Genomic DNA, 20,399 nt, shown 5'->3' with positions numbered 1-20,399 from the left:
GGGAATTACCTGGTCAGGGGGTGTGCGCGGGGTCGGCCACGGTGGGCGTGGTGCCGTCGCGGCGGGCGCGTCGTACGTCCTCGACGAACTCGCGGCTGAACATCGCGGACAACACCGCGACGCCGCTGCGGTGGATCCGGACCTCGCCGTGGTCGATCGCACCGACCAGGCGGATCACCCGGCCCTTGGCGGCGGCCGGCGCGGCGGAGTCCTTGACCCGGCCGCGACCGGTCCAGCGCAACCCGCTCTGCTCGATCACCGCGTCGTCGGGGACCAGGAGCTTGAGCATCGCGTGGTCCAGGTCGACCCGGATCTCGATGTCGCCCTCCCCGATCCGCGGCGAGCGCAGGTCGAGCACGGCGGCGGCCCGCCGTTCGCGGACCTCGAAGGTGGTCGCGGTGGTCCAGTGGCCCAGGTGCTTGGTGGTGGCGTGGTCGGCGTGGATGCGGACCGGGGTGGTGGTGGTCATCGGGAGGCTCCTTGGGATCGGTGTGGGGCTTCGGGCTTCGGTGAATCGATAGTTGCATGGAGACTAGTGTTTTGGCAACTAGTTCTCCTGATGCTAGTTGCCGGAAATCCAGTAGGGTTGGCCGTATGACGACGACTTTCCGCAGGTCACCGCTGGCGCTGGCGCTGCTGGGCCTGCTCTACCGCGACCCGATGCACCCGTATGCGATCCAGCAGCGGATCAAGCAGTGGGGCAAGGACAAGGTCGTCAACGTGGGCCAGCGCGCGTCGCTGTACAAGACGATCAATCGGCTGCGCGAGGCCGGGTTGATCGCGGTGCGCGAGACCGAGCGCGATCAGCAGTACCCGGAGCGGACCGTCTACGAGATCACCGAGGCGGGCCGCGTCGCGTGCCACGCCTGGATGGCGGAGATGGTGGGTACGCCGCGCAACGAGTTCCCCGAATTCCCGGCGGCGCTGTCCTTCCTGGCGCTGGTCACCCCGGAGACGGCACGCGAGTTGTTGACCCGGCGTCGGGAGGCGCTGGTCGCCCGGCTCGCCGATCTGGATGCGGAGGCGGCGCAGACCACGCGGATGAACCTGCCGCGGGTGGTGGTGTTGGAAGACGAATACCTGCGCGCGATGACCGACGCGGAACTGCGCTGGGTGGACGCGGTGTCGGCCGATCTGACGGCGGGCCGGCTGGCCTGGGACCAGGCGTCGCTGGCCGCCTTCGTCGACGCGACGGCGGACTAAGACTTGTCCGGCGAACCTTGGCGCGGCCTGATCCACCAAGATCCGCCGGACAGGACCTGGCCACCGCACACACCGTCGGCGCCTCCCCGGGGTGCTCGTGCGGCGGCCGTATCATCCACCTGATCGACAACTCGGTGACCGCGCTCGGCCCGGGCGCGCCGGGTGGCGACGACCCGGGAGCGACCTTGTCCGACGCACTGGAATACCACGTCCTGCACATCGCGGTGGAGACCGAGAGCGAGGGGCGCGCGATCCTCGACGAACTGGCCCGAGACCCCGGCCGGTTCGGCGAACTCGCGCGCAAACGCTCGAAGGACCCGCTGTCCGCGGCCAAGGGCGGCGACCTGGGCTGGGGGCAGGAGGACGACTACGCCGACGCGTTCGCCGAGGCCCTGGTGGCGCTGCGCCCCGGGCAGGTGAGCGACCTGGTTCCGGCCCAGTACGGCTTCCACATCATCAAGCTGGTGAACACCCGACCGGCCCGCTACGTCGACGAGGACTGAGCCGGCGCCTGGCCGGTGCGGCTCCGGTGTGGGAGCGGGTGACGGATCCCGGCGGGAATGCATCCGGGCGGCGGTGGTGTGCGTCCAAGGGGCAGGAGCGTCGTCGTGCGGCGGGAACCCCCGTGGCGCGGGCGTGCGATCGAAAGGGATGGCCGCGATATGACTCGTACTCGGCACACGTCGGACACCCGCCGGCCCGGCGCGGCGAAGGTGTTCGGCGCGGCGGTCGTCGCCCTGGCCGCGGTCGGACTCTGCGCGCAGTCCGCCTCGGCGGTGCGCAACGGTACCGACGCGCCGGTCGGAGCCGCGCCGTACACCGTCGCGCTGTACACCGCCGACGGCGAACTGCTGTGCGGCGGAACGTTGGTGGCCCCGACCAAGGTGCTCACCGCGGCGCACTGCGCCACGGCGGTGGACGACCCGACCGGCATCACCGTGGTCGCCGGCAAGGTGGAGTTGACCGCGCCCGGCGGTCGGACCCGGAAGGTGACCGGCGCGCGCGTGCACTCGAAGTACACCCCGGGCACGCTCACCTACGACGCCGCCGTACTGACGCTCGACCGGTCGCTCAAGGACCCGACGCTGCCGATCGCCGGCGCCAAGGACGGCGCGCTCTACACCCTCGGCAAGTCCGCGACCGTCTACGGCTGGGGCAAGCGCGACGGCGGAGTGCCCACCACGCGGCAGCAGCGGACCACGCTGGTGTTGTCGCCGGTGGCGTCCTGCGACCCGTACACCTTCCCCGGCGACACCACGGCCACCAAGGTGTGCGGCCTGCCGCCGGCCGCCAACCCCGGAACCAGCGTCTGTCGGGGCGACTCGGGCGGCCCGCTGGTGGCCGGCGGCAAGCTGATCGGCATCGTGTCGTCGGGCAACAAGTACTGCGACGGCGCCCAGCCCCGCTCGGTCTTCACCCGCGCGAGCGCGGTCACCAAGGACCTGGGCCTCTAGGGCGTGTCTTAGCGCTTTCTCCGACCGTAGGCCCGTCACCGCACGCGGTGACGGGCCTACGGCACCCTGCTATACACACGAGGTATACCTGGTGCGTATAGTGCTCGGCATGTCAATCGGTCACACCCTGCTCGGGCTCCTGGAGTCCGGACCCTGCCACGGCTACGACCTCAAGCGCAGCTTCGACGAGCGCTTCGGACGCGACCGTACCCTCGCCTACGGCCAGGTCTACTCGACCATGTCGCGGCTGTTGAAGAACGGCCTCGTCGAGATAGACGGGCTCGAATCGGGCGGTGGTCCCGAGCGCAAGCGCTATGCGATCACCGACGCCGGTGTCACCGACGTCGAACAGTGGCTCGGCCGGCCGGAGACGCCGGAGCCCTATCTCCAGTCGACGCTCTACACCAAGGTCGTCCTCGCGCTGCTGACCGGCCGCGACGCCGCGGACATCCTCGACACCCAGCGGGCCGAACACCTGACGATGATGCGCGAGCTGACCCGGCGCAAGATCGACGGCGATCTCAGCGACCGACTGATCTGCGACCACGCGCTGTTCCACCTCGAGGCGGACCTGCGCTGGCTCGAACTCACCGCCGCCCGGCTCGGCGAACTCACCCTGGAGATCCGCAAGTGACCGACTCCCTGCTCAGCGGCCACGACCTGCACAAGACCTACGGATCGACGCCCGCCCTCGCCGGCGCGGAGTTCACCATCCGCTCGGGCGAGGTGGTGGCCATCATGGGCCCGTCCGGATCGGGCAAGTCGACGCTGCTGCACTGCCTGGCCGGCATCGTGCGCCCCGACTCCGGCACCATCCGCTACGACGGCCGCGACCTGACCGCCATGTCGGACGGCGGGCGCAGCGCGCTGCGCCGCAGCGACTTCGGCTTCGTTTTCCAGTTCGGCCAACTCGTACCCGAACTGACCTGTCTGGAGAACGTCGCGCTGCCGCTGCGGCTGAACGCGGTCAAGCGCAAGGAGGCCGAGGCCCGGGCGCGGGAGTGGATGGAGCGCCTGGAGGTGGCCGACCTCGCGCGCAAGCGGCCCGGCGAGATCTCCGGCGGTCAGGGCCAGCGCATCGCAGTGGCCCGCGCGCTGGTGATCCGTCCCCGGGTGGTCTTCGCGGACGAGCCGACCGGCGCGCTGGACTCGCTCAACGGCGAACGGGTCATGCACCTGCTGATCGGGGCGGCCCGATCCACCGACGCCGCGATCGTCCTGGTCACCCACGAGTCGCGGATCGCCGCGTACTCCGACCGGGAGATCGTCGTGCGCGACGGCCGGTCCCGGGACATGGCGCGCGCCGCGTGAACGTGTTCCGTGATCTCAGGATGGGCGCCGGATTCGCGGTCACCGGCGGCCGGGAAGGCTGGATCCGCACACTGCTGACCGCGATCGGCGTGGGCCTCGGGGTGGCGCTGCTCCTGCTGACCACCGCGATTCCGAGCGCGCTGTCCGCGCGGGACGAGCGGGGCCGCGATCGCAACGAACAGCGCGGGCAGGCGGCGCAGGCCGGTGACCACACGCTGCTGATCGCCAACGCCGACACCAGCTACAAGGGCGACGAGATCCGGGGCCGGCTCCTGCGGGCGGAGGGCCCGAAGGCGCCGATCCCGCCGGGGCTGGCCAAGGTGCCGGGGCCGGGCGAGATGGTCGTCTCGCCCGCGCTGGCCGACCTGCTCGATTCGAGCCGGGGGCGGCTGCTCCGGGAACGGTTCCCGTACCGCACGGTCGGCACGATCGGCGACAAGGGCCTGATCGGCCCGGACGAACTGGCCTTCTACGCCGGGAACGACACCGTGACCGCGGGCGACCGATGGAGTTCGGTGCAGCGGATCACCGCGTTCGGCAGCTCGTTTCCCGCCGACCCGATGGATCCCCGGCTGGTGTTGCTGGTCGTGGTGATGTTCGTGGTGCTGCTGATGCCGGTCGCGGTGCTGATCGCCACGGCCGTGCGGTTCGGCGGCGAGCGGCGGGACCGGCGGCTCGCGGCGCTGCGGCTGGTCGGCGCCGACGCGCGCACGACCCGGTGGATCGCGGCGGGGGAGGCGCTCGCGGGATCACTGTTCGGTCTGCTGTTCGGGCTCGGCTTCTTTTTGATCGGGCGGCAACTGGCCGGCGTGGCCTCCGCGTTCGACCTGAGCATCTTCCCGTCCGACCTGGACCCGAGCGTGCCGCTCGCGGTGCTCGTGGCGCTGGCGGTGCCGTTCTCGGCGGTCGCGGTGACGCTGTTCGCGCTGCGTGCCGTGGTGATCGAACCGCTGGGCGTGGTCCGGACCGCCACGCCCCCTCGGCGCCGGGTGTGGTGGCGCCTGCTGCTGCCGCTCGCGGGACTGGCCGCGCTGTACCCGCTGATCCGCCGGGGATCGGAGAGCGGGGAGTTCAACCGGGGACAGGTCGTGCTCGGCGTGGTGCTGCTCCTGCTCGGGGTCACCGCGATGTTGCCCTGGCTCGTGGATGCGGTGGTGACCCGGCTCGGTGCCGGTGGGGTGCCGTGGCAACTGGCGGTCCGGCGGCTCCAGGTGGGCAGTACGTCGGCGGCCCGAGCGGTCAACGGCATCGCGGTCGCGGTGGCGGGGGCGATCGCGCTCCAGATGCTCTTCCTGGGGATCGAGAACGACTACACCAAGAAGACCGGCGCGGATACCACACGGGCACAACTCGCGGTGAGCTCCGACGCGCCGCTGGGCACCGAGGGGATCGAGCGCATCGCCGGGCAGATCCGGGAGGCGACGGGGGTGCGCAGCGCATTCTGGCGATCCGGCACCCGCCTGGCCGAGCCGGGCGACGACCCCGGCCCGGGCGCGTCGTTGACGATCGGGACGTGTGACACGTTGCGCGAGTTGGCCCGGATCGAGGGATGTGCGGACGGGGACACGTTCGTCGTCGACCCGCGCACGTCGAGTTCCGTCGGGAGCATGCGGCCGGTGGCCGGGAAGAACGTGGTCATCGACATGGGCCGCGGCCCGCGTACGACGCCCGTGCTCACGCCGTGGGTGATCCCCGCGGCCGCGCGCACGGTCCCGGGTCGCGCGGACGGGAGCGGGATCGCCCCCGACGGGGTGTTGGCGACGCCGGGTGCGGTGCCGGCGGCAGTGAGCCGGCAGCTGACGTACTCGATGACCCTGGCGCTCGACCCGGCGGTGCGGGACGCGAGCGACCTGGCGCGCAACGCCATGGCCCGGGTGGATCCGTTGGCGCAGGTGTACACGCTGAGCGAGACCCAGGAATCCCGGCGGTTCGCGAACGTGCGCACCGCGCTGTTCGTCGGCTCGACGGTGGTGCTGCTGATGATCGGCGCGAGCCTGCTGGTGACCATGCTGGAACAGCTGCGCGAGCGGCGGAAGTTGTTGTCGGTCCTGGTCGCGTTCGGCACCAGGCGCAGCACGTTGAGCTGGTCGATCCTGTACCAGACGGCGATTCCGGTCGTGCTCGGCCTGTTCCTCGCGGCGGGCACCGGGGTGGCGTTGGGCGCGGCGCTGCTCGGCATGGCGCAACGCCCGTTCGGGGTGGACTGGGCCGGGCTGGCGTCGATGACCGGTATCGGCGCGGGTGTGGTGCTGTTGGTCACGGCGCTGAGTCTGCCGCCGCTGTGGCGGATGATGCGGCCGGATGGGTTGCGGACGGAGTAGCCGGACGGGGTTGCGCACGGTAAGGCCGGCGCGGCGGCGTCGGGCCCGGAGACTTCGGGCCCGACGCCGCCGTAGTGTGCTCGTCGGACCTGCGCGCGACGGGGTCAGGGCTTGCGGGCGACCGCGCCGAACTGCGGGACGATCGGCGGGAGTTCGCCGTCGACGGGGGCGGCTCGCCAGCGGGCGCAGGAGACGATGCCCGGGTCGAGCAGGTCCAGGCCGGCGAAGAAGCGGGTGAACTCGGCGAGGCTGCGGGCGGTGATCGGCGGGGTGGCGTTCTCGTTCCAGAACCGCATGGCCTCGACGTTGCCCTCACCGCCGAGTTCGGTGGTCGGATGGGTGATCACCAGGTGGCTGCCGGACGGCACGGCGGCCATCAACCGGCCGACGATGTCCACGGCGGTGTCGGTGTCGAGAATGAAGTTGAGGCTGCCGAGCAGCATCACCGCCACCGGGCGGTCGAAGTCCAGCGTCGCCTTCGCGTCCGCGACGATGGCGTCGGGGTGGTGCGCGTCGGCGTGGATGTAGTCGGTGGCGCCCTCGGGGGTGCTGGTGAGCAACGCGCGGGCGTGCGCCAGGACGAGCGGGTCGTTGTCCACGTAGACGATCCGCGCGGTGGGGTTCACCCGCTGGGCGACCTCGTGCGTGTTGTCGGCGGTGGGCAGCCCGGTGCCGATGTCGAGGAACTGGTCCATCCCGGCCTCGCCGGCCAGGAAGCGCACCGCGCGCCCCAGGAACTCCCGGTCCGCGCGGGCGACTTCGCCGATGCTCGGGAACATGCTCGTGACGTGGTCGCCGACCTTGCGGTCGATCGGGTAGTTGTCCTTGCCACCCAGCCAGTGATTCCAGACCCGGGCGTTGTGCGCGACGTCGGGCCCCGAGATCGGCTGGCCCTCGGACGGTCGATTCTCGCTCACGGCGGTGGTCCCTTTTCCTGTCCGCCGTTCACCCGGTGCATCCCGAACGAAAGGCTGCGCGCCCAAGCGCCTTCGAACCCGTTCCCACCCCATTGTGCCACCCACCCACCAATCGGTTCACCGCCCCACCGGGCGTGTCGCCCCGCGTGTCGAGCCCGCACCGCGCTCGTGTCGGTCGAGGCTGCGGCGGTGAACCGTGACGCCATCCCGCGAACCGAGAGCCCGCCCCGTGCGAAGCAGAAGCATGGGGCCGTTCTCGGGGGCCTACTGCGCGTGGAGCAATACGTACGCCCGGGAGGCGTACGTCAAATGGGCCCGACGCCGGTCTCCTCGCACGGTCCGAGTCGTGGCCTCGCTGGGATGCAACCGCGAGGCCGGGACTCGGCGGTGACCGGAGAGCACTCCCTTCCCGGGGCTCTCCGCTGGGTCCCACGACACGGATGTCCTCGAGGGTCGGGCGATGGGGTGGTTCACCCAAACGATGTAGACGGCGTGTCCCGGGTTTCGAGAGCGCCGGCGGTGTCCTCGTGGCCGCGGATCTCCATGCGGGGTCCGGTGCTCGCGATCACGACGAACCGAAGGGATGGCCGAGGTCGGTACTTTCGGCGTCGATGTGGAGTTCGCCGTGGGTGCCGACGGCGTTCCAGGTGAAGGGGAAAGCGGTGCCGGCGGCGGGCAGTCGTGGAGACGGAACTCGACGTCGCCCGAACCCGGCAGATTCATGTGGCCACGGGGACGTCCATCCCGGCCTCACCGACTGTGCCGAGCGGAGGCCATCATGGTCAGGCACCGCCGTGTCACCGAGAAGTAGTGGTTCGGATGTGTTTCTCTGGAATCGTCCCCTGTGTGCATTGGTTCGGCGAATGGCGTGACATGGCGGCCCTGCGACGGCGCCCCGTGTAATGGGCCGCGCCCTCACCGGACACGTGGCACCGGGCGTCGGCCGCCCATCCTCCTGTTCGTTTCGGGGTGTGGGCGGGCCGTGGGGTGGAAGGGATCGAAGTCGGCCCCGCCCCGGGCCGCATCGCCCGCTCCCGCCCGCGGTTCCCCGGCGTCCGACACGTTTCGTTCGAAGGCTCCTCCCACGATGACCGACCACCCCGGCCGCCCCGACGCCCTGGCCGCACTGCGCTCCGCCACCGACCGCAACCTGGCACTCCTGGCCACTCTGGAACCCGGCGCCCACGCCCACGCCCGACTGCGCAACGAGGTCGTCGAAGACAACCTCAACCTTGTCACACACGCCTGCGCTCGCTACACCCATCGCGCCGACCTGCGCGAGGACCTGCGCCAGGTTGCCGCGATCGGGCTCATCAAGGCCGTCGACGGCTACTGCCCCGACCGCGGTTCAGGCTTCCTCGCCTACGCGATGCCCACCATCGCGGGCGAGCTGAAGCGCTATTTCCGCGACCACACCTGGGCCGTCCATGCCCGCCGCGGTGAACAGGAGCAGTACCTGCGCCTGGTCCGCGCCCGCGACGACCTCTCCGCCCGCCTCGGACGCGAACCGGACCACGCCGAACTCGCGGCACACCTCGACACCGACGAGGCCACGGTCCGCACGGGCCTGGAACTGGGCGCGGCTCTGCGCGCCGACTCCCTCGACGCCCCGGCCCCCACCACCGGTCGCGGCGACGATGGCGCCTCCCGAGGCGATCGACACGGCGCCCCCGACCCCGCCCTGGACCTGGTCGTCGACCGCGAATCGTTGCGCCCGTTGATCGCCGAACTCGGCGAACGCGACCGCCGCATCCTCAAGCTCCGCTTCTGGGACGACCTCAGCCAGGCCGAGATCGGCGAACGACTCGGACTGTCCCAGATGCACATCTCCCGACTACTCACCCGCACCTTCACCACCCTGCGTACGGGCATGCTCGCCACCACCTGACCAGCCTCGACCCCTCTGCCACCGCCTGCTCTCGCCTGGTGTCCGCGCGGGCGGGCACGCGCCTCGTGAACGATCCGGACGACCCGATGTGTACCGAAAGGACTGTGCCCGATGGACGATCCGCTCGCCCCGCCATTCGTCGACGAGGCCGAGGACGACGAACTCGACCCGAACCAGGCACCGTTGGGTGCGACCGTGCGGGTCCCGGCCTACGTCGGCATGGCCGCCGGAGACGTGATCACGGTGCGCTGGGAGGGGCCCGACGGATGCGTGTTCGTCGAATCCGCGCCCGTCCCCGGCAAGGGCGTCGGACAGGCCATGGTCTTCCGAATCCCCTCCGGCGAGATCCTGCCCCACGTCGGCACACGCATCAGGTTGACCTACGACGTCGACGGCACCACCCCCGGAGTGCGCCGCACCTCCGGCCCCGCGTTCGTGAACATCACCACGCGCGAACGCCTCTTCCCCGCCACCTGACCTCAATCGGCGCCGGGTCCCCGCCGTCGTGCGGGGGTAGGCGTATGGGTGCACCGTCTGCGCCCCCGCGATCGGTGTCGACGCGGTCCGGCGTCGGGCCCCCTCAACCGGTCGCTGGAGCGCGTTCGCGAAGGGAGCGCCGGCAGCCGACGGGGAACGGGGAACGGGAGCTTCGCGACGGCCGCCGGCCACCTTGCCCGATTATGGGCTCGCGACCCTGCGGTGCCTGCTGTTCTGTGGGAGCTCGGCGGGGGAGCACGGTCTTCGGGTTCGGCTGGACAGGGACTCGCTCGTGCGCAAGAGAGCGCGGCCGTTCCGACCGGTGCGGCGAAACCGGCGTGGTTCGCGGGGACGTCTGTCCGTGGGGCGGCTGCCCGCCGCATCGGGATCGGGAGACCGGGTAGAGCGGTGAGCTCGGGTCGGTCACGAAGGCGCCTTCGATGTGTGCCGCAGCCCCTCGATCGAAGACGAGCCTTTGGAAGGCGACTCGGACGGCGAGAGTCGCTAGCGTGAGTCCGCCCGCCGCGGCGCTGGGCCCACAGCGCCGACGGTGGTGGGTGATGAAACACGACGTACGGGGTCTACGACCGCCGGCGTCCGAGTCCGACCGAGGCGACACAGGTCGCCTGTCCCGCGGAGGCGAGAGCGTGGAGAAGGTTTTCGACAGTACCGACTTCGCCGCGCGTGATGCCCTCGACGCATGGGCCGACTTCACCCGCGGCGCCGTGATGCCGACGGCGTTTCGGCTGGTGGACATCGAGGTCTTCAGCGGTTGGTTCGCGACCATGCAGGTGGGAGCGACGCAGCTCTCGGGCATGTCGTACTCCTCGTTTCGGACCATGCGGTCACCGGCGTTGATTCGCGCCTCGGATCCGGAATGCCTCCAGATCGTGCTGGTCGGATCGGGCCCGCATGTGATCGAGCAGAACGGGCGGACCTCCTCGGCGCAGCCGGGAGAGCTGTTGCTGTTCGACAGTTCGCGCCCGTTCGACGCCTATGCCGACGGCGAGTCGCTTCTCATCCAGATCCCGCGGGCGCTGCTACCCATGCGAGATCGACATCTCGACGGGGCGCTCGCTCGAACCTTTCCCGCCGGCGACGGCGTCGCGGGGCTGCTCGCGCATTTCCTGGTGCGTCTCGCGGCAGGCGATGCTCACTTCACACCGCAGGACACGGCGCGACTGGGCACGGTCGCTCTCGACCTGTGTACGACGTTCCTGGCCCACCATCTCGATCGGGAGACGGATGTGCCGGATGAAGCACGGCATCGTGCGGCATTTCTCCGTGTCACCGCGTTCATCGGACAGCACCTGGGCAATCCGGGGCTCAGCCCCGGTGATGTGGCGGCGGCCCACCACATGTCGGTGCGCGCGTTGCATCGATTGTTCCGCCGGCACGGTACGAGCGTGCGCGCGTGGATCCGTGCGCGGCGGTTGGAGGGCAGCGGACACGACCTGGCCGATCCCGCCCATCGTCACCTCCCCATCCACGCCGTCGCGGCGCGTTGGGGCTTTCCCCGTCACGCCGACTTCACCCGCGCCTTTCGCGCCCACTACGGCACGACCCCCAGTGACTACCGGAATCACGCACTGCGCCGCCACACATAGCCGGCGCGCGGTGCCAAGCTCCTGGCGCGTCATGCGAAGGCGCCGCGTTCGAGACTGCGATGGAATGGGGTCGTCGTCGCGCGTTCGGTCGGCGGGTCGGTCGTGAGGCCGGCTGTGCCCGGCCGGGCCGTTCGGATGCCTCGTCCCGGACAGCGGTCGACGACGTAATTTCCGATGCACGAGGGCCGGCCACCCGGAAGAGACATCGGCAACGGAATGCGAAGGCACACTCGAAAGGCGGGAAAGGAACTCGTGAGAGGGCAGGGCTTGTTTCCCGAGTTCATCCGAGGTGTTCCGGCGGGTACCCGCGCCGCCGGCCGGCGTGCGGGTACCCGATCGAGGACAGGACATGTGTCGGGCCGGGGCGTGTGGTCGAGGCGATGTGTGGTGCCACTTGCGATCGGTGTGGTGTCGAGCCTGGCGGTCGCGGGATGCACGGGCTCCGGTGACGACGGTCCGAAGTACCGGCCGCATCCCGGGGGTTCCGCAGGAGCGGAGGTCGTTCCGGGCGGCACGGGGCGGCCGTCCGCAGCGATCGCGTTCCCCGGTGCACCACCGGCGGGTGTGCACGGCGCGGCGTTGTGGTCGGTGCCCCTGATCGGCCGCGGCGCGGTCGCCGAACCCGTCGGCGCGAGCGTCGCGTTGATCACACCCCGGGCGGGTGATCAGGAGAGTCGGACCGTCGAGTTCCGCGACGCGGCGACCGGCGCGCGGCACGCGATCGTGGAAGTGCCGAGCAAGCCGGTACCGACGACCTGGCACGGCCGTCCCGCGCTGATGACCGAAACGATGAGAACGACGCCATCGGACGGTATCTCGCCGGGGAAGGAGGCTTGGGAGATCGACGTCCTCGACGAGAAGGGGCGGCGCATCGCCCACAAGCAACACCCCGGCCGGAACAAGCCGTTCATCGTGGACGGTCGGCGCATCGTCACCGAGCACGGCAAGGGAGGCGGCCCCGGCGCGTTGGTGATCAGCGACGCCGGCAGTGACGCCCCCGGCTGGCGGATCCCCTGCGGGGAATGGTCCTGCATCAAGGACAGCGCCACCGTCGCCTCCGGAGTGGTCGTCCATCACCGCGACATCGCGGGATCGGACCTTCGCACGATGCAGGCTCTGACGGGCTTCGACGCCGCCACCGGAACCCTCCTGTGGGCGCCGCAGGACCTCGCCCGGCCGGTCGGAGCAGCCGCCACCTCGCAGCCCGACCTCGTCAAGCAGGACAGCGGCAGGTTGGTCATCGGCTGGTACGACCTCGACGCGTCGCCCACCACCGTCACCTACGGCGTGAACGCACCCGCCACCGGCAGATTGCTGGCGACAGGCCCGACGCTTTCGGGTACGCCCGAGTCCGGGCTCTCCGACGCCGACGGAGTCGTCGTCGTGGTCACGACGACGAGGACCGTCGCCGCCTGGCGCATCGACACGGGCACGCTGCTGTGGCAACAGGCCGAGAACGAGATCCGCCTGGAACCGGTCGCCGTCGTGGGCTCGGTCCTGTACTCCGGCGAGCGCCCCTCGATGGCGGTCGACCTGCGCACGAAGGCGGTCCTCCAACGCGTCGTCTCGGACAGGCCACGGCCGGTGGGCACCGATCACGCCGTGGTCTTCACTGGCACCGCTTACGTCTTCGCCATCCGACGGGACTGAACCGGAGTCGGTGTCATGCGTCCCCACGTCGGAACGCCGGTCGAACGCGTGCCAAGCCACCATCCGACACGCCCGACCAACTCTTCGGTCGACTTCCCGGAGGGTATGCCCTGAGCGTCACCGAAGAGCAGGTCGCCGAAGCCTTCGAATCCGGTCCCCCGATCGTCCTGGCGCCCGGGCCACGGGCGACCGACCGCAAAGCGCCTGCGGCCGACGAGATCTGGGAACTGCCGTACGGCACCGACTGGGTCTACCGCGGCGAGCAACAGCCCGGCCGCCCAGGAACTGCTTCCGCAGCACATCGCGGCCTGGGACGACAAGCCCGCCCCCAGCGGGAAGCGCCGAGACTTCCTGCGCGCCCTGGAGGAAGTCGCCAACCGGCCCCGGGCGAGGCGGATTCGGCTGATCGCCATCGCCAACGGTCCGCACACCGGCGCGGGAAACGGCGTCCGCCCCGGGGTCGAGGCCCTCACCGGCGAGCTAGCCACCGTCGTCGGTACGAAACTGCGCACCCAGTCCGAAGGGGAGAGCCAACTCGTCGCCAATCTCCGGGTCCTCCCCAATCGCGAGGTCCGCACGACCCACGCCGCCACGGTCGCCCATTGCAGCCGAGATCCGCGACGGCATGCCGGCCCTTCGCCGCCACGCCGACCCGGACCTGTCGGCAGCGTGAACCCGCCGACTGGAACTCCCGTACTCCACCGTCTAGTTCGTCCTGGTCGGCGCGGGTTCACGGGGGTGTGGTGCCGGTTGCGCGCAGGGTGCCCTTGGTGATGGTGCCGTTTCGTATGGTGTACGACCCCGCGTACAGGCGGACGCTGCCGTCGGTGCGCTGTGCGGCGACTCGTACCTGCACGGTGTCGCCGCTGACGGAGTCGATGGTCAGCCTGTCGCTCACGGTGTCCGAGAAGCCGGCGACGAACGTGGCGTAGGTCGATCCGAGGTTGGTGCCGCCGAGGGTCCAGGCCGTCGCGTAGTCGCCTCGGTTGATCGCGTCGTAGTAGCGGGCGACGACGGTGGCCGGGTTCGATGCCGGAGTGCTCGTCGGGGCGAGGGCGGTTGTGCCGGCCGGGGCCGGGCGCGTTGGTGGGAACGACGCGCCCGGGGACGGGCCGGTCGAGAACGAGCCGGCTGCCGTCCTTGGCACGAACACCGGGGTCGGCGGGAGCGGCGTGCGAGTTGCGGGGGCGATGGCGGCTTCGGTGGTCGTGGTTGCCGCGGTGGTGGTGTCGGAGCCGGAGTCGCTCTCTCGGAGAAGAAGAATCGTGACCGCGATTGTGGCCACGCCGAGGGTGGTCAGGATTGCCATGAGGACGCGCCGACTCCCCATGTCCGCGGGGGCGCTCGCGGGCGCGATCGTTTCGGCGTTCCAGGGGCCTACCTCACCGCCGCACGTGGTGCAAAAGCGCAGTGCCGCCGCCGAGAGGACGGCCCCGCAGTGGGCGCACGTGATCATGATGGCTCGCCTCTCGGGGAGTCGATTCCGCGCCGTGGAAGCGGAGTTCGCCCCTCGGCGGTCGGTCAGGACGCGAACAGGGCGTTGATCGCCTGGATGACGAGTGCGATTGCCCCGCTCAACGCGGTGGCGCCGCCCACGGCGTCGCGCAAGGACGTGGCGGTTCGCTTCAGGCGTACGCGACTCGGTGGGGTCAGGGTGAGTTCGTGGCGCAGTTCCTCGGCGTCGGCGAGGGCCTGTTCGCGGTCGGTCAGTGTGGTTTCGGTCGCCCGGATCCGGACGATGAGTTCGTCGACCGCGGCCAGCAGTTCGTCCGGGGTTCGCGGTGCCGACGGGGTGGCCGATCCGGTGGCCGTGGTCTGTTCCGCCCGGGCCTTGTGGCCGACGGCGATCGCGGACTCGCTGACGCTCGCGTTCTCGCCGATGTCGACCTTGTTTGTTTCCTTGCTCATGTCGATTCCGTTCGTTTCGTGTCGGATTTGGTTCCGACTCGGGGGGGCGGTTTCTAGGGTTTTCCGTTCGAGGTGGCCGAGGCTCCTCGGCCGACGCTGAATGCCGAACCGGTGACGGTGGCTCCGGCGCCCACCGTGAGGCTGTTGTTGACGATCGTCTCGGCGCGCCGCTTGAGTTCCGCGGGGTCGATGTTCTTTTCTTCGAGGAAGTCGACGAGGGAGTCGAAAATCCTCTTTTCCACGACCTTCGTATACATTTCCTGATCAAGTTTCTGGAAATATCGGTGATAGCCGATCAGGAGGCCGTTCGAGTCGAGGCCGAGCCGGAGGATTGTTCGAATGACCGGGCTCAGCATCGGGTCGAGGACGGGGCCCAGCGAGGGAAAACGGTCCGGGACACGGGAGCGCAGGTCGCTGGCTTCCTGCCGGATGCTCAGCAGGGCACCGTGGTTGAAGGTGAAGCGCCTGGCGACCATCCGCCGTTGGCGCGCCTGCTTCCAACGCCGTCGAGGGCCCGCGAAGACCCGCTTGAGGGTGCGCGGGATACAGCGGAACACCAGGCCGAACCAGCGGAATCCACTGGCCACGACGAGCCGCGCGAACTCTCCGAACGTGGGATGCAGCAGCAGGTCGTCGATCTCGTAGTAGCGCCAGTGCAGAGGTGGCAGCAGGGAGTGGTTCACCTCGACGAACAGATGCGAGGAACCGACGGTCACCCGCAGGAAGAGCGTGTACACGAGCTGCCCGCCCCAGCCGACGATCTCCACCACCAGATAGGGGCGGGCCCGGTCCTCGGGATGCTCGGTGAGGTACGCGACGACCGCTTCGGAGACTCGGTCGACCGGGCGCGGGTTCCGACCGGTCAGGAATCGGCTGTCGTGGTGGATGTCGGCACCGTTGATGAACAGCCGGTCATGGACGCTCAGCCCGGGAAGGTCGAGAAGCGCGATCCTGGAGGTGAGCCTTTCGCGCAGTTCGGAGGCCGTGAAGGAGACGACGGGTTCGTCGTCGCACGCCACCGTCGTGTCCAGGGCGAACGACCAGCTGTCCAGCGTCCATCCGTGGCCGAGGAACGGGTCGAATCCGCTGTAGGTGCTTACGTTGCCTGCCGCGTAGACGGCGACCAGGTCGATCTGGTCCCGCGTCACCTGGAGTTGTGGATTGGGCGCTCGGGAAGCGTCGAACGTTCCGCGCCGCAGCGTTTGCGCAAGCGCTCCCCAGCGCGCGACGTACGCCTCGGCGACGACCACGACCCAGGACGCCATGACCACGAGGGTGCCTGGGAGCGCTCCGACGCTCACGAAATTCACGATGGCCAGGATCAGCAATACGGCCAGGGCCGCGTCCCGGGTCAGATGCCGGGCGCGAGCGGCGATGGCGTGCTTCATGACCGCGACGAGGTCGACGCCCGGGGAACGCACCACCGCGCGGAGCGGTTCCTCGAGGACATCCTCGACGAGTTTCTCGGCCAGCTTGCTGTCCAGATGAACGGCCGCGCACAGGTAGCGCGTCGCCTCGTCCGCCGTTGGACTCGGTGCGTTCGGTGCACCTACCGGTCCTCGGGGTCGGTGGTGGACCACCCGCGCCGACGGCGGCGGGGCCGCCGGCTGTGCGGATATCTCGAGGGACGGAGTCATGATCGCGGTGTCGCTTCGGGCCGACGGCCCTGGTGGCACGGGGTTCGCACGCTTTACCTGTGCACCGCAGCCACCGCAGAAATCTGCTGCTTCGGGATTCTCGTGACCACACGAATTACAGCGCACCCCATTGCCCCCCATGCTCCGGATCCGGAGAATGCCCCTGGGCGCGACATTACTCGCATGGAGCGCGCGAGGACGGAATAGTCGGGATGTTCGTCGAAGCGATGAGAATCGTCATCAGGAGACAGAATCCGACCTTCCGGTTCGCTATCGTTCGATCGCTCCTGGCTCCTCGCAAAGGGGCTGCACAAAAAATGGAAGAGCAACGAGAATGCAGACCCCGTCGGCCGGTTGTCGTGGCCGAGCAGCTTTTGTGCCGGCAAGTCGAGGGGAGTTCGACGAGTCGGAACCCGTCGAGGCGGAGACCACGGATGCGCCGACGGCCCGGCCCGCTGGTGTGGGGCCGGGACGTTCGGGTGGCGGTGCCGGTTGTCAGGCGAGGGCGAGGAAGAGCTTCTCGAGTTCTTCCTCGGTCATGGGGGCCTGGTTCTCGTCGGCGTTGTTCATGCACTGGCGCATGCCGCTGGCGACGATTTTGAAGCCGGCGCGGTCCAGGGCCTTGGAGACGGCGGCGAGCTGGGTGACGACGTCCTTGCAGTCGCGGCCGGCTTCGATCATGGCGATGACGCCGGCGAGTTGTCCCTGGGCGCGCCGCAGGCGGTTGAGGACTGCGTTGACTGCGTCGTCGTCGACTTTCACCGGTGCCTCCTGGCCTTGTGTGCTCTGCTTCATGGTACCCCAGGGGGTATCAGTGTTCGGAGGGCCGGTGGTCGCGGAGGGCGGCGAGGGTGCGGTCGAGGTCGCCCTGGTGGGGGCGGTTGTGGGGGAGTTTGGCGAGGATGGCGGCCATGCCGCAGGTGTCGGTGAGGGCGGAGAAGACCAGGCCGCCGGCGATACCGGCGGAGGCGAGGCGGAAGGTGGGTCGCAGGCGGCCGAGCGCGAGGCCGGTCAGGACGACGGCGCCGGCGGTGAAGCGGACTTGTCGTTCCATGCTCCACGTGGTGCGGCGCGTGCCTTCGGGGTGTTGCAGGGCGTTGCCGCGTTCGACCCAGGCTCCGGTACCGCCGGCGAGGGTGGCGGTGGTGATGCCGTGGGCGGCGAGAGTGTGGCAGGCGTGCTCGGAGCGGGCGCCGGAGGCGCAGACGATGAGGATGTCGCCGTGCCGGGCAGCGTCGCGGATGTCCGGTAGGGCCCGGTCCAGGTGGTCGAGCGGGATGTTGAGGGCGCCGGGGAGGTGGCCGGTGGCGTATTCGCCGGGCGTGCGGACGTCGAGGACGACGAGTTCGTGCAGGCGGCTGCCGGCCTGGTCGGTTTCCAGGGTGCGGGGGTTGGTCATGATGCGGGATCCGTCCTTCTTTTCGGATGGTGCCTGGATATGGGCAGCGCGGTGCCCCGGGGTTGCTTGTGGTCGTGGTCGTGGTCGTGGCCGTGGTGTCAGTGGAGGGCGTCGGCGAGCATGAGGGCGGCGACGGCCAGGAGCACGACGGCGAAGGTGCGCTGGAGCGTGGGGCCGGAGACTTTCCCGGCGAGGCGCTTGCCGTCCCAGGCGCCGAGGATCGCGGCGCCGGTGAAGGGAGCGATGACCGCCCAGTGCAGGGATGCGGGGGTGCCGACGCGGGCGGTCAGCGCGGCGAGGGAGTTGACGGTGATGACCAGGAGGCTGGTGCCCACGGCGGCCCGCATCCGCAGTCCCAGGACGGAGACGAGTGCCGGGACGGCGAGGAAGCCGCCGCCGACGCCGAGGAAGCCGGTGACCGTGCCGAGCCCGACCCCGGCTCCGGCCGCCCGGGCGGGGCGGACGGGTTGCGACGGCGGGTCGGTGGCGGGGGATTTGAGCATGGCCGCGGCGGCGAGGGCTGCTATCGCGGCGAAGGCCGCGGTCAGGGCGGCTTCCGGCAGGCGGGCGGCGAGGAGACCGGCGGCGATGGCGGGCCCGATGCCGGCGGCCGCGAACAGGATGCCGGTCTTCCAACGGACGTTGCCGCAGGTCGCGTGGGTGTAGAGGGCGGTCGCGGAGGTGGCGGTGACGATGATCAGCGAGGCGGTCGTGGCCGCGGCCGGGGTGAAGCCGAGGAGGTAGATCAGGGCGGGGACGGCCAGGACGCTGCCGCCGCCTCCGAGCGCCCCGAGGGCCAGGCCGACGACGGCCCCGGCGGCGAGGGCGAGGAGGAGGGCGCTCACGCTATTCGGCCGCGGCTTCCGTGCCCGTCCCCGACCGGCAGCGCGGCCGACGCCCAGGCGTTCATTCCGCCCTTGACGTCGACGGCGTCGGCCCCGCGCCGGGAGAGGAGCTTGGCGGCCTGCCGGGAGCGGTGACCCGACCGGCAGATCACCACCAACGGGCGGCCCTTCGCGGCCGGGGGCAGGTCCTGGCCGGCGAGGAGGTGGGAGAGCGCGACGTGGACGGCGCCGGGGGCGTGCCCGGCGTTCCATTCGGCCCGCTCGCGTACGTCCACGAGCACGGCGTCGCCGGACGTGATGCGCTCGTGGGCCTTGGTGGCAGTGACGCGGGCCGTGCCGCGACGGAAGAGGAACATCCCGTCGTCCTTCCGGTCTCGGGGGTGGGGCTGTGGGCGGTTCAGCGACCGGTGTCGGTGCCGGTGGTGAGGGGGAGGCCGGCTTCGGTGGCGGCGTCGAAGGTGTCGTCGACGGCGACGACGTCGCGTCCGGCGGCGTCCAGGAGGGAGGCCGCGATGGCCGCGCGCATCCCGCCGGCGCAGTGCACCCACACCGTGCCGGACGGGACCTCGTCCAGGCGCCGGTGGAGCTGGTGGATGGGGATGTGCGCGGAGCCCGTGATCCAGCCCTTGGCGCGTTCGGAGTCGCGGCGCACGTCGAGGACGACGTCGGGGCGCGGATCGTGGGCGGCGAGGTCGGCGAAGGTGGCGCGGGGGAAGGAACGCGGGCTCGCGCCGTCGGATATCCAGTCGCGGGGGCCACCGGTGGCGGCGGCGGCCGGGCGATCGATGCCGACGCGGACCAGTTCGCGCTGGGCCGCGGCGAGCTGTGCGGGGGATTCGGCGAGGAGGGTGACGGGCTTGCCCCAGGGGATCATCCAGGCGAGGTAGGTGGCGATCTTCCCGTCGGCCTCGAAGTTGACGGATCCCGCGAGGTGGCCCTCGGCGAACGTGATCCGGTTGCGCAGATCCACCACCCATTCCCCGGCTGCCAGCCGTGCGGCGATGTCGGAGGGATCGGCCACCGGCGGCGCGGTCAGGTCCACCGGCGCGGGGCCCTCGGCGTTGGCCGGCCCCATGCGGGTGTAGTAGGCGGGCACGTCCTCCAGGCCGACGAGCAGTTCGGCGACGAAGGAGTCGACGTCCTTGACCAGGGCGTCGTTGCCGCTCTTCTCCTTGCCGATGGTGGTGGCGTCGCCCTCGGACTGGGAGGAGGAGCAGAAACTGCCGAAGCCGTGCGTGGGCAGGATCGGCGTCTCGTCGGGGAGTTCGGCCGCCAGCCGGTGGGCGGAAGCGTGCTGGGCGCGCGCCAGCGCTTCGGTCAGTCGAGGCTCGACCAGGTCGGGGCGGCCCACCGAGCCGATCAGCAGCGACCCTCCCGTGAACACGGCCGCCACCGCGCCCCGCTCCTCGAGGACGTAGGACGTGTGATGGGGGGTGTGGCCGGGCGTGGCCATCGCCCGCAAGGTGACGTCCTCGTCGACCTCGACGGTGTCACCGTCGGCGACGGGAGTACGGGCGAACGCGACCCGGGCGTCGGCGGGCACGAGGTAGACGGCGCCGGTCAGGCGCGCGAGGTCCAGGCCGCCGCTCACGTAGTCGTTGTGGACGTGCGTCTCCGCCACGTGCGAGATCCGCACCCCCCGCGCCGCAGCCGCCGCCAGGACCCGGTCGACGTCGCGGGGCGGGTCCACCACCACCGCACTGCGCGCACCGCCTGCCAGGTAGCTGCGGTTGCCCAGGCCCTCGGTTTCGATGGTGTCGATGAAGAACACGCGTTTGCCCC

The 20,399-nt window shown here is 70.6% G+C and carries 20 protein-coding genes; 10 read left to right on the top strand and 10 right to left on the bottom strand.

From position 1 onward, the window contains the following. Positions 1-13: 13 nt before the first annotated feature. Complete coding sequence (locus ACMXN5_RS01670; RefSeq protein ID WP_439673654.1) at positions 14-469, bottom strand: hypothetical protein; 456 nt, start codon at positions 467-469, stop codon at positions 14-16. A 125-nt stretch (positions 470-594) separates the two neighbouring features. Here ACMXN5_RS01670 and ACMXN5_RS01665 point away from each other — a divergent pair, with 125 nt between their 5' ends. The 6 genes from ACMXN5_RS01665 (at position 595) to ACMXN5_RS01640 (ending at position 6,289) form a co-directional block, all read left to right on the top strand. Next, positions 595-1,203: a PadR family transcriptional regulator gene (locus ACMXN5_RS01665; RefSeq protein ID WP_439673653.1), complete on the top strand. Its 609-nt coding sequence runs from the start codon at positions 595-597 to the stop codon at positions 1,201-1,203. A 185-nt stretch (positions 1,204-1,388) separates the two neighbouring features. After that, on the top strand, positions 1,389-1,706 hold the full coding sequence (locus ACMXN5_RS01660; RefSeq protein WP_380031239.1) for a peptidylprolyl isomerase: 318 nt from the start codon (positions 1,389-1,391) through the stop codon (positions 1,704-1,706). 159 nt (positions 1,707-1,865) lie between these two features. Beyond that, entirely contained in the window at positions 1,866-2,657 is a 792-nt protein-coding gene (locus tag ACMXN5_RS01655; RefSeq protein WP_439673652.1) for a S1 family peptidase, read from the top strand. A gap of 109 nt (positions 2,658-2,766) precedes the next feature. After that, positions 2,767-3,291 carry a PadR family transcriptional regulator gene (locus ACMXN5_RS01650; protein WP_380000465.1) on the top strand — a complete coding sequence of 175 codons (525 nt, stop codon included), beginning with the start codon at positions 2,767-2,769 and terminating at the stop codon, positions 3,289-3,291. After that, positions 3,288-3,968 carry an ABC transporter ATP-binding protein gene (locus ACMXN5_RS01645; protein ID WP_439673651.1) on the top strand — a complete coding sequence of 227 codons (681 nt, stop codon included), beginning with the start codon at positions 3,288-3,290 and terminating at the stop codon, positions 3,966-3,968. Before ACMXN5_RS01650 ends, ACMXN5_RS01645 begins: the two co-directional genes overlap by 4 nt. A gap of 20 nt (positions 3,969-3,988) precedes the next feature. Further along, on the top strand, positions 3,989-6,289 hold the full coding sequence (locus ACMXN5_RS01640) for an FtsX-like permease family protein (RefSeq protein ID WP_439677926.1): 2,301 nt from the start codon (positions 3,989-3,991) through the stop codon (positions 6,287-6,289). A 104-nt stretch (positions 6,290-6,393) separates the two neighbouring features. Here the strand turns inward: ACMXN5_RS01640 and ACMXN5_RS01635 are convergent, their stop codons facing one another. Next, the gene (locus tag ACMXN5_RS01635) at positions 6,394-7,206 is read right to left on the bottom strand and encodes an SAM-dependent methyltransferase (RefSeq protein ID WP_439673650.1); all 813 of its coding nucleotides are present in this window, start codon (positions 7,204-7,206) and stop codon (positions 6,394-6,396) included. A gap of 1,087 nt (positions 7,207-8,293) precedes the next feature. On the opposite strand from ACMXN5_RS01635, the gene ACMXN5_RS01630 reads away from it, so the two are divergent. The 4 genes from ACMXN5_RS01630 to ACMXN5_RS01615 all read left to right on the top strand — a co-directional run bounded on the left by ACMXN5_RS01630 (position 8,294) and on the right by ACMXN5_RS01615 (position 12,828). Further along, positions 8,294-9,094, top strand: coding sequence for a sigma-70 family RNA polymerase sigma factor (locus tag ACMXN5_RS01630; protein ID WP_439673649.1), 801 nt, complete (start codon positions 8,294-8,296; stop codon positions 9,092-9,094). Between the two features lie 111 nt (positions 9,095-9,205). Further along, the gene (locus tag ACMXN5_RS01625) at positions 9,206-9,571 is read left to right on the top strand and encodes a hypothetical protein (protein WP_439673648.1); all 366 of its coding nucleotides are present in this window, start codon (positions 9,206-9,208) and stop codon (positions 9,569-9,571) included. Between the two features lie 440 nt (positions 9,572-10,011). Further along, positions 10,012-11,178 (top strand): helix-turn-helix domain-containing protein, encoded by a 1,167-nt coding sequence (locus ACMXN5_RS01620; protein ID WP_439673647.1) that lies wholly within the window; start codon positions 10,012-10,014, stop codon positions 11,176-11,178. A 588-nt stretch (positions 11,179-11,766) separates the two neighbouring features. Next, a complete protein-coding gene (locus tag ACMXN5_RS01615; protein ID WP_439673646.1) occupies positions 11,767-12,828 on the top strand; it encodes an outer membrane protein assembly factor BamB family protein in 1,062 nt (353 codons plus the stop codon). Between the two features lie 730 nt (positions 12,829-13,558). Here the strand turns inward: ACMXN5_RS01615 and ACMXN5_RS01610 are convergent. The 8 genes from ACMXN5_RS01610 to ACMXN5_RS01575 all read right to left on the bottom strand — a co-directional run bounded on the left by ACMXN5_RS01610 (position 13,559) and on the right by ACMXN5_RS01575 (position 20,388). Further along, complete coding sequence (locus tag ACMXN5_RS01610) at positions 13,559-14,284, bottom strand: hypothetical protein (RefSeq protein WP_439673645.1); 726 nt, start codon at positions 14,282-14,284, stop codon at positions 13,559-13,561. 65 nt (positions 14,285-14,349) lie between these two features. Then, entirely contained in the window at positions 14,350-14,736 is a 387-nt protein-coding gene (locus ACMXN5_RS01605; protein ID WP_439673644.1) for a hypothetical protein, read from the bottom strand. 53 nt (positions 14,737-14,789) lie between these two features. Beyond that, positions 14,790-16,514: a hypothetical protein gene (locus ACMXN5_RS01600; protein ID WP_439673643.1), complete on the bottom strand. Its 1,725-nt coding sequence runs from the start codon at positions 16,512-16,514 to the stop codon at positions 14,790-14,792. 354 nt (positions 16,515-16,868) lie between these two features. After that, positions 16,869-17,135, bottom strand: coding sequence for a metal-sensitive transcriptional regulator (locus tag ACMXN5_RS01595; protein WP_369478443.1), 267 nt, complete (start codon positions 17,133-17,135; stop codon positions 16,869-16,871). Between the two features lie 49 nt (positions 17,136-17,184). Continuing rightward, positions 17,185-17,772, bottom strand: coding sequence for a rhodanese-like domain-containing protein (locus ACMXN5_RS01590; RefSeq protein WP_439673642.1), 588 nt, complete (start codon positions 17,770-17,772; stop codon positions 17,185-17,187). Between the two features lie 98 nt (positions 17,773-17,870). Further along, entirely contained in the window at positions 17,871-18,617 is a 747-nt protein-coding gene (locus ACMXN5_RS01585) for a sulfite exporter TauE/SafE family protein (RefSeq protein WP_439673641.1), read from the bottom strand. After that, positions 18,614-18,973 (bottom strand): rhodanese-like domain-containing protein, encoded by a 360-nt coding sequence (locus tag ACMXN5_RS01580; protein WP_439673640.1) that lies wholly within the window; start codon positions 18,971-18,973, stop codon positions 18,614-18,616. The genes ACMXN5_RS01585 and ACMXN5_RS01580 overlap by 4 nt, the downstream gene beginning before the upstream one ends. A 41-nt stretch (positions 18,974-19,014) precedes the next feature. Continuing rightward, positions 19,015-20,388, bottom strand: a complete 1,374-nt coding sequence (locus ACMXN5_RS01575; protein WP_439673639.1) for an MBL fold metallo-hydrolase — start codon at positions 20,386-20,388, stop codon at positions 19,015-19,017. Between the last annotated feature and the right edge of the window lie 11 nt (positions 20,389-20,399).

This window comes from Embleya australiensis (assembly GCF_051903075.1).
Taxonomy (GTDB): Bacteria; Actinomycetota; Actinomycetes; order Streptomycetales; family Streptomycetaceae; genus Embleya.
Note: the sequence above shows the minus strand (reverse complement) of the source record. Positions and strands in the feature narration are given on the sequence as shown.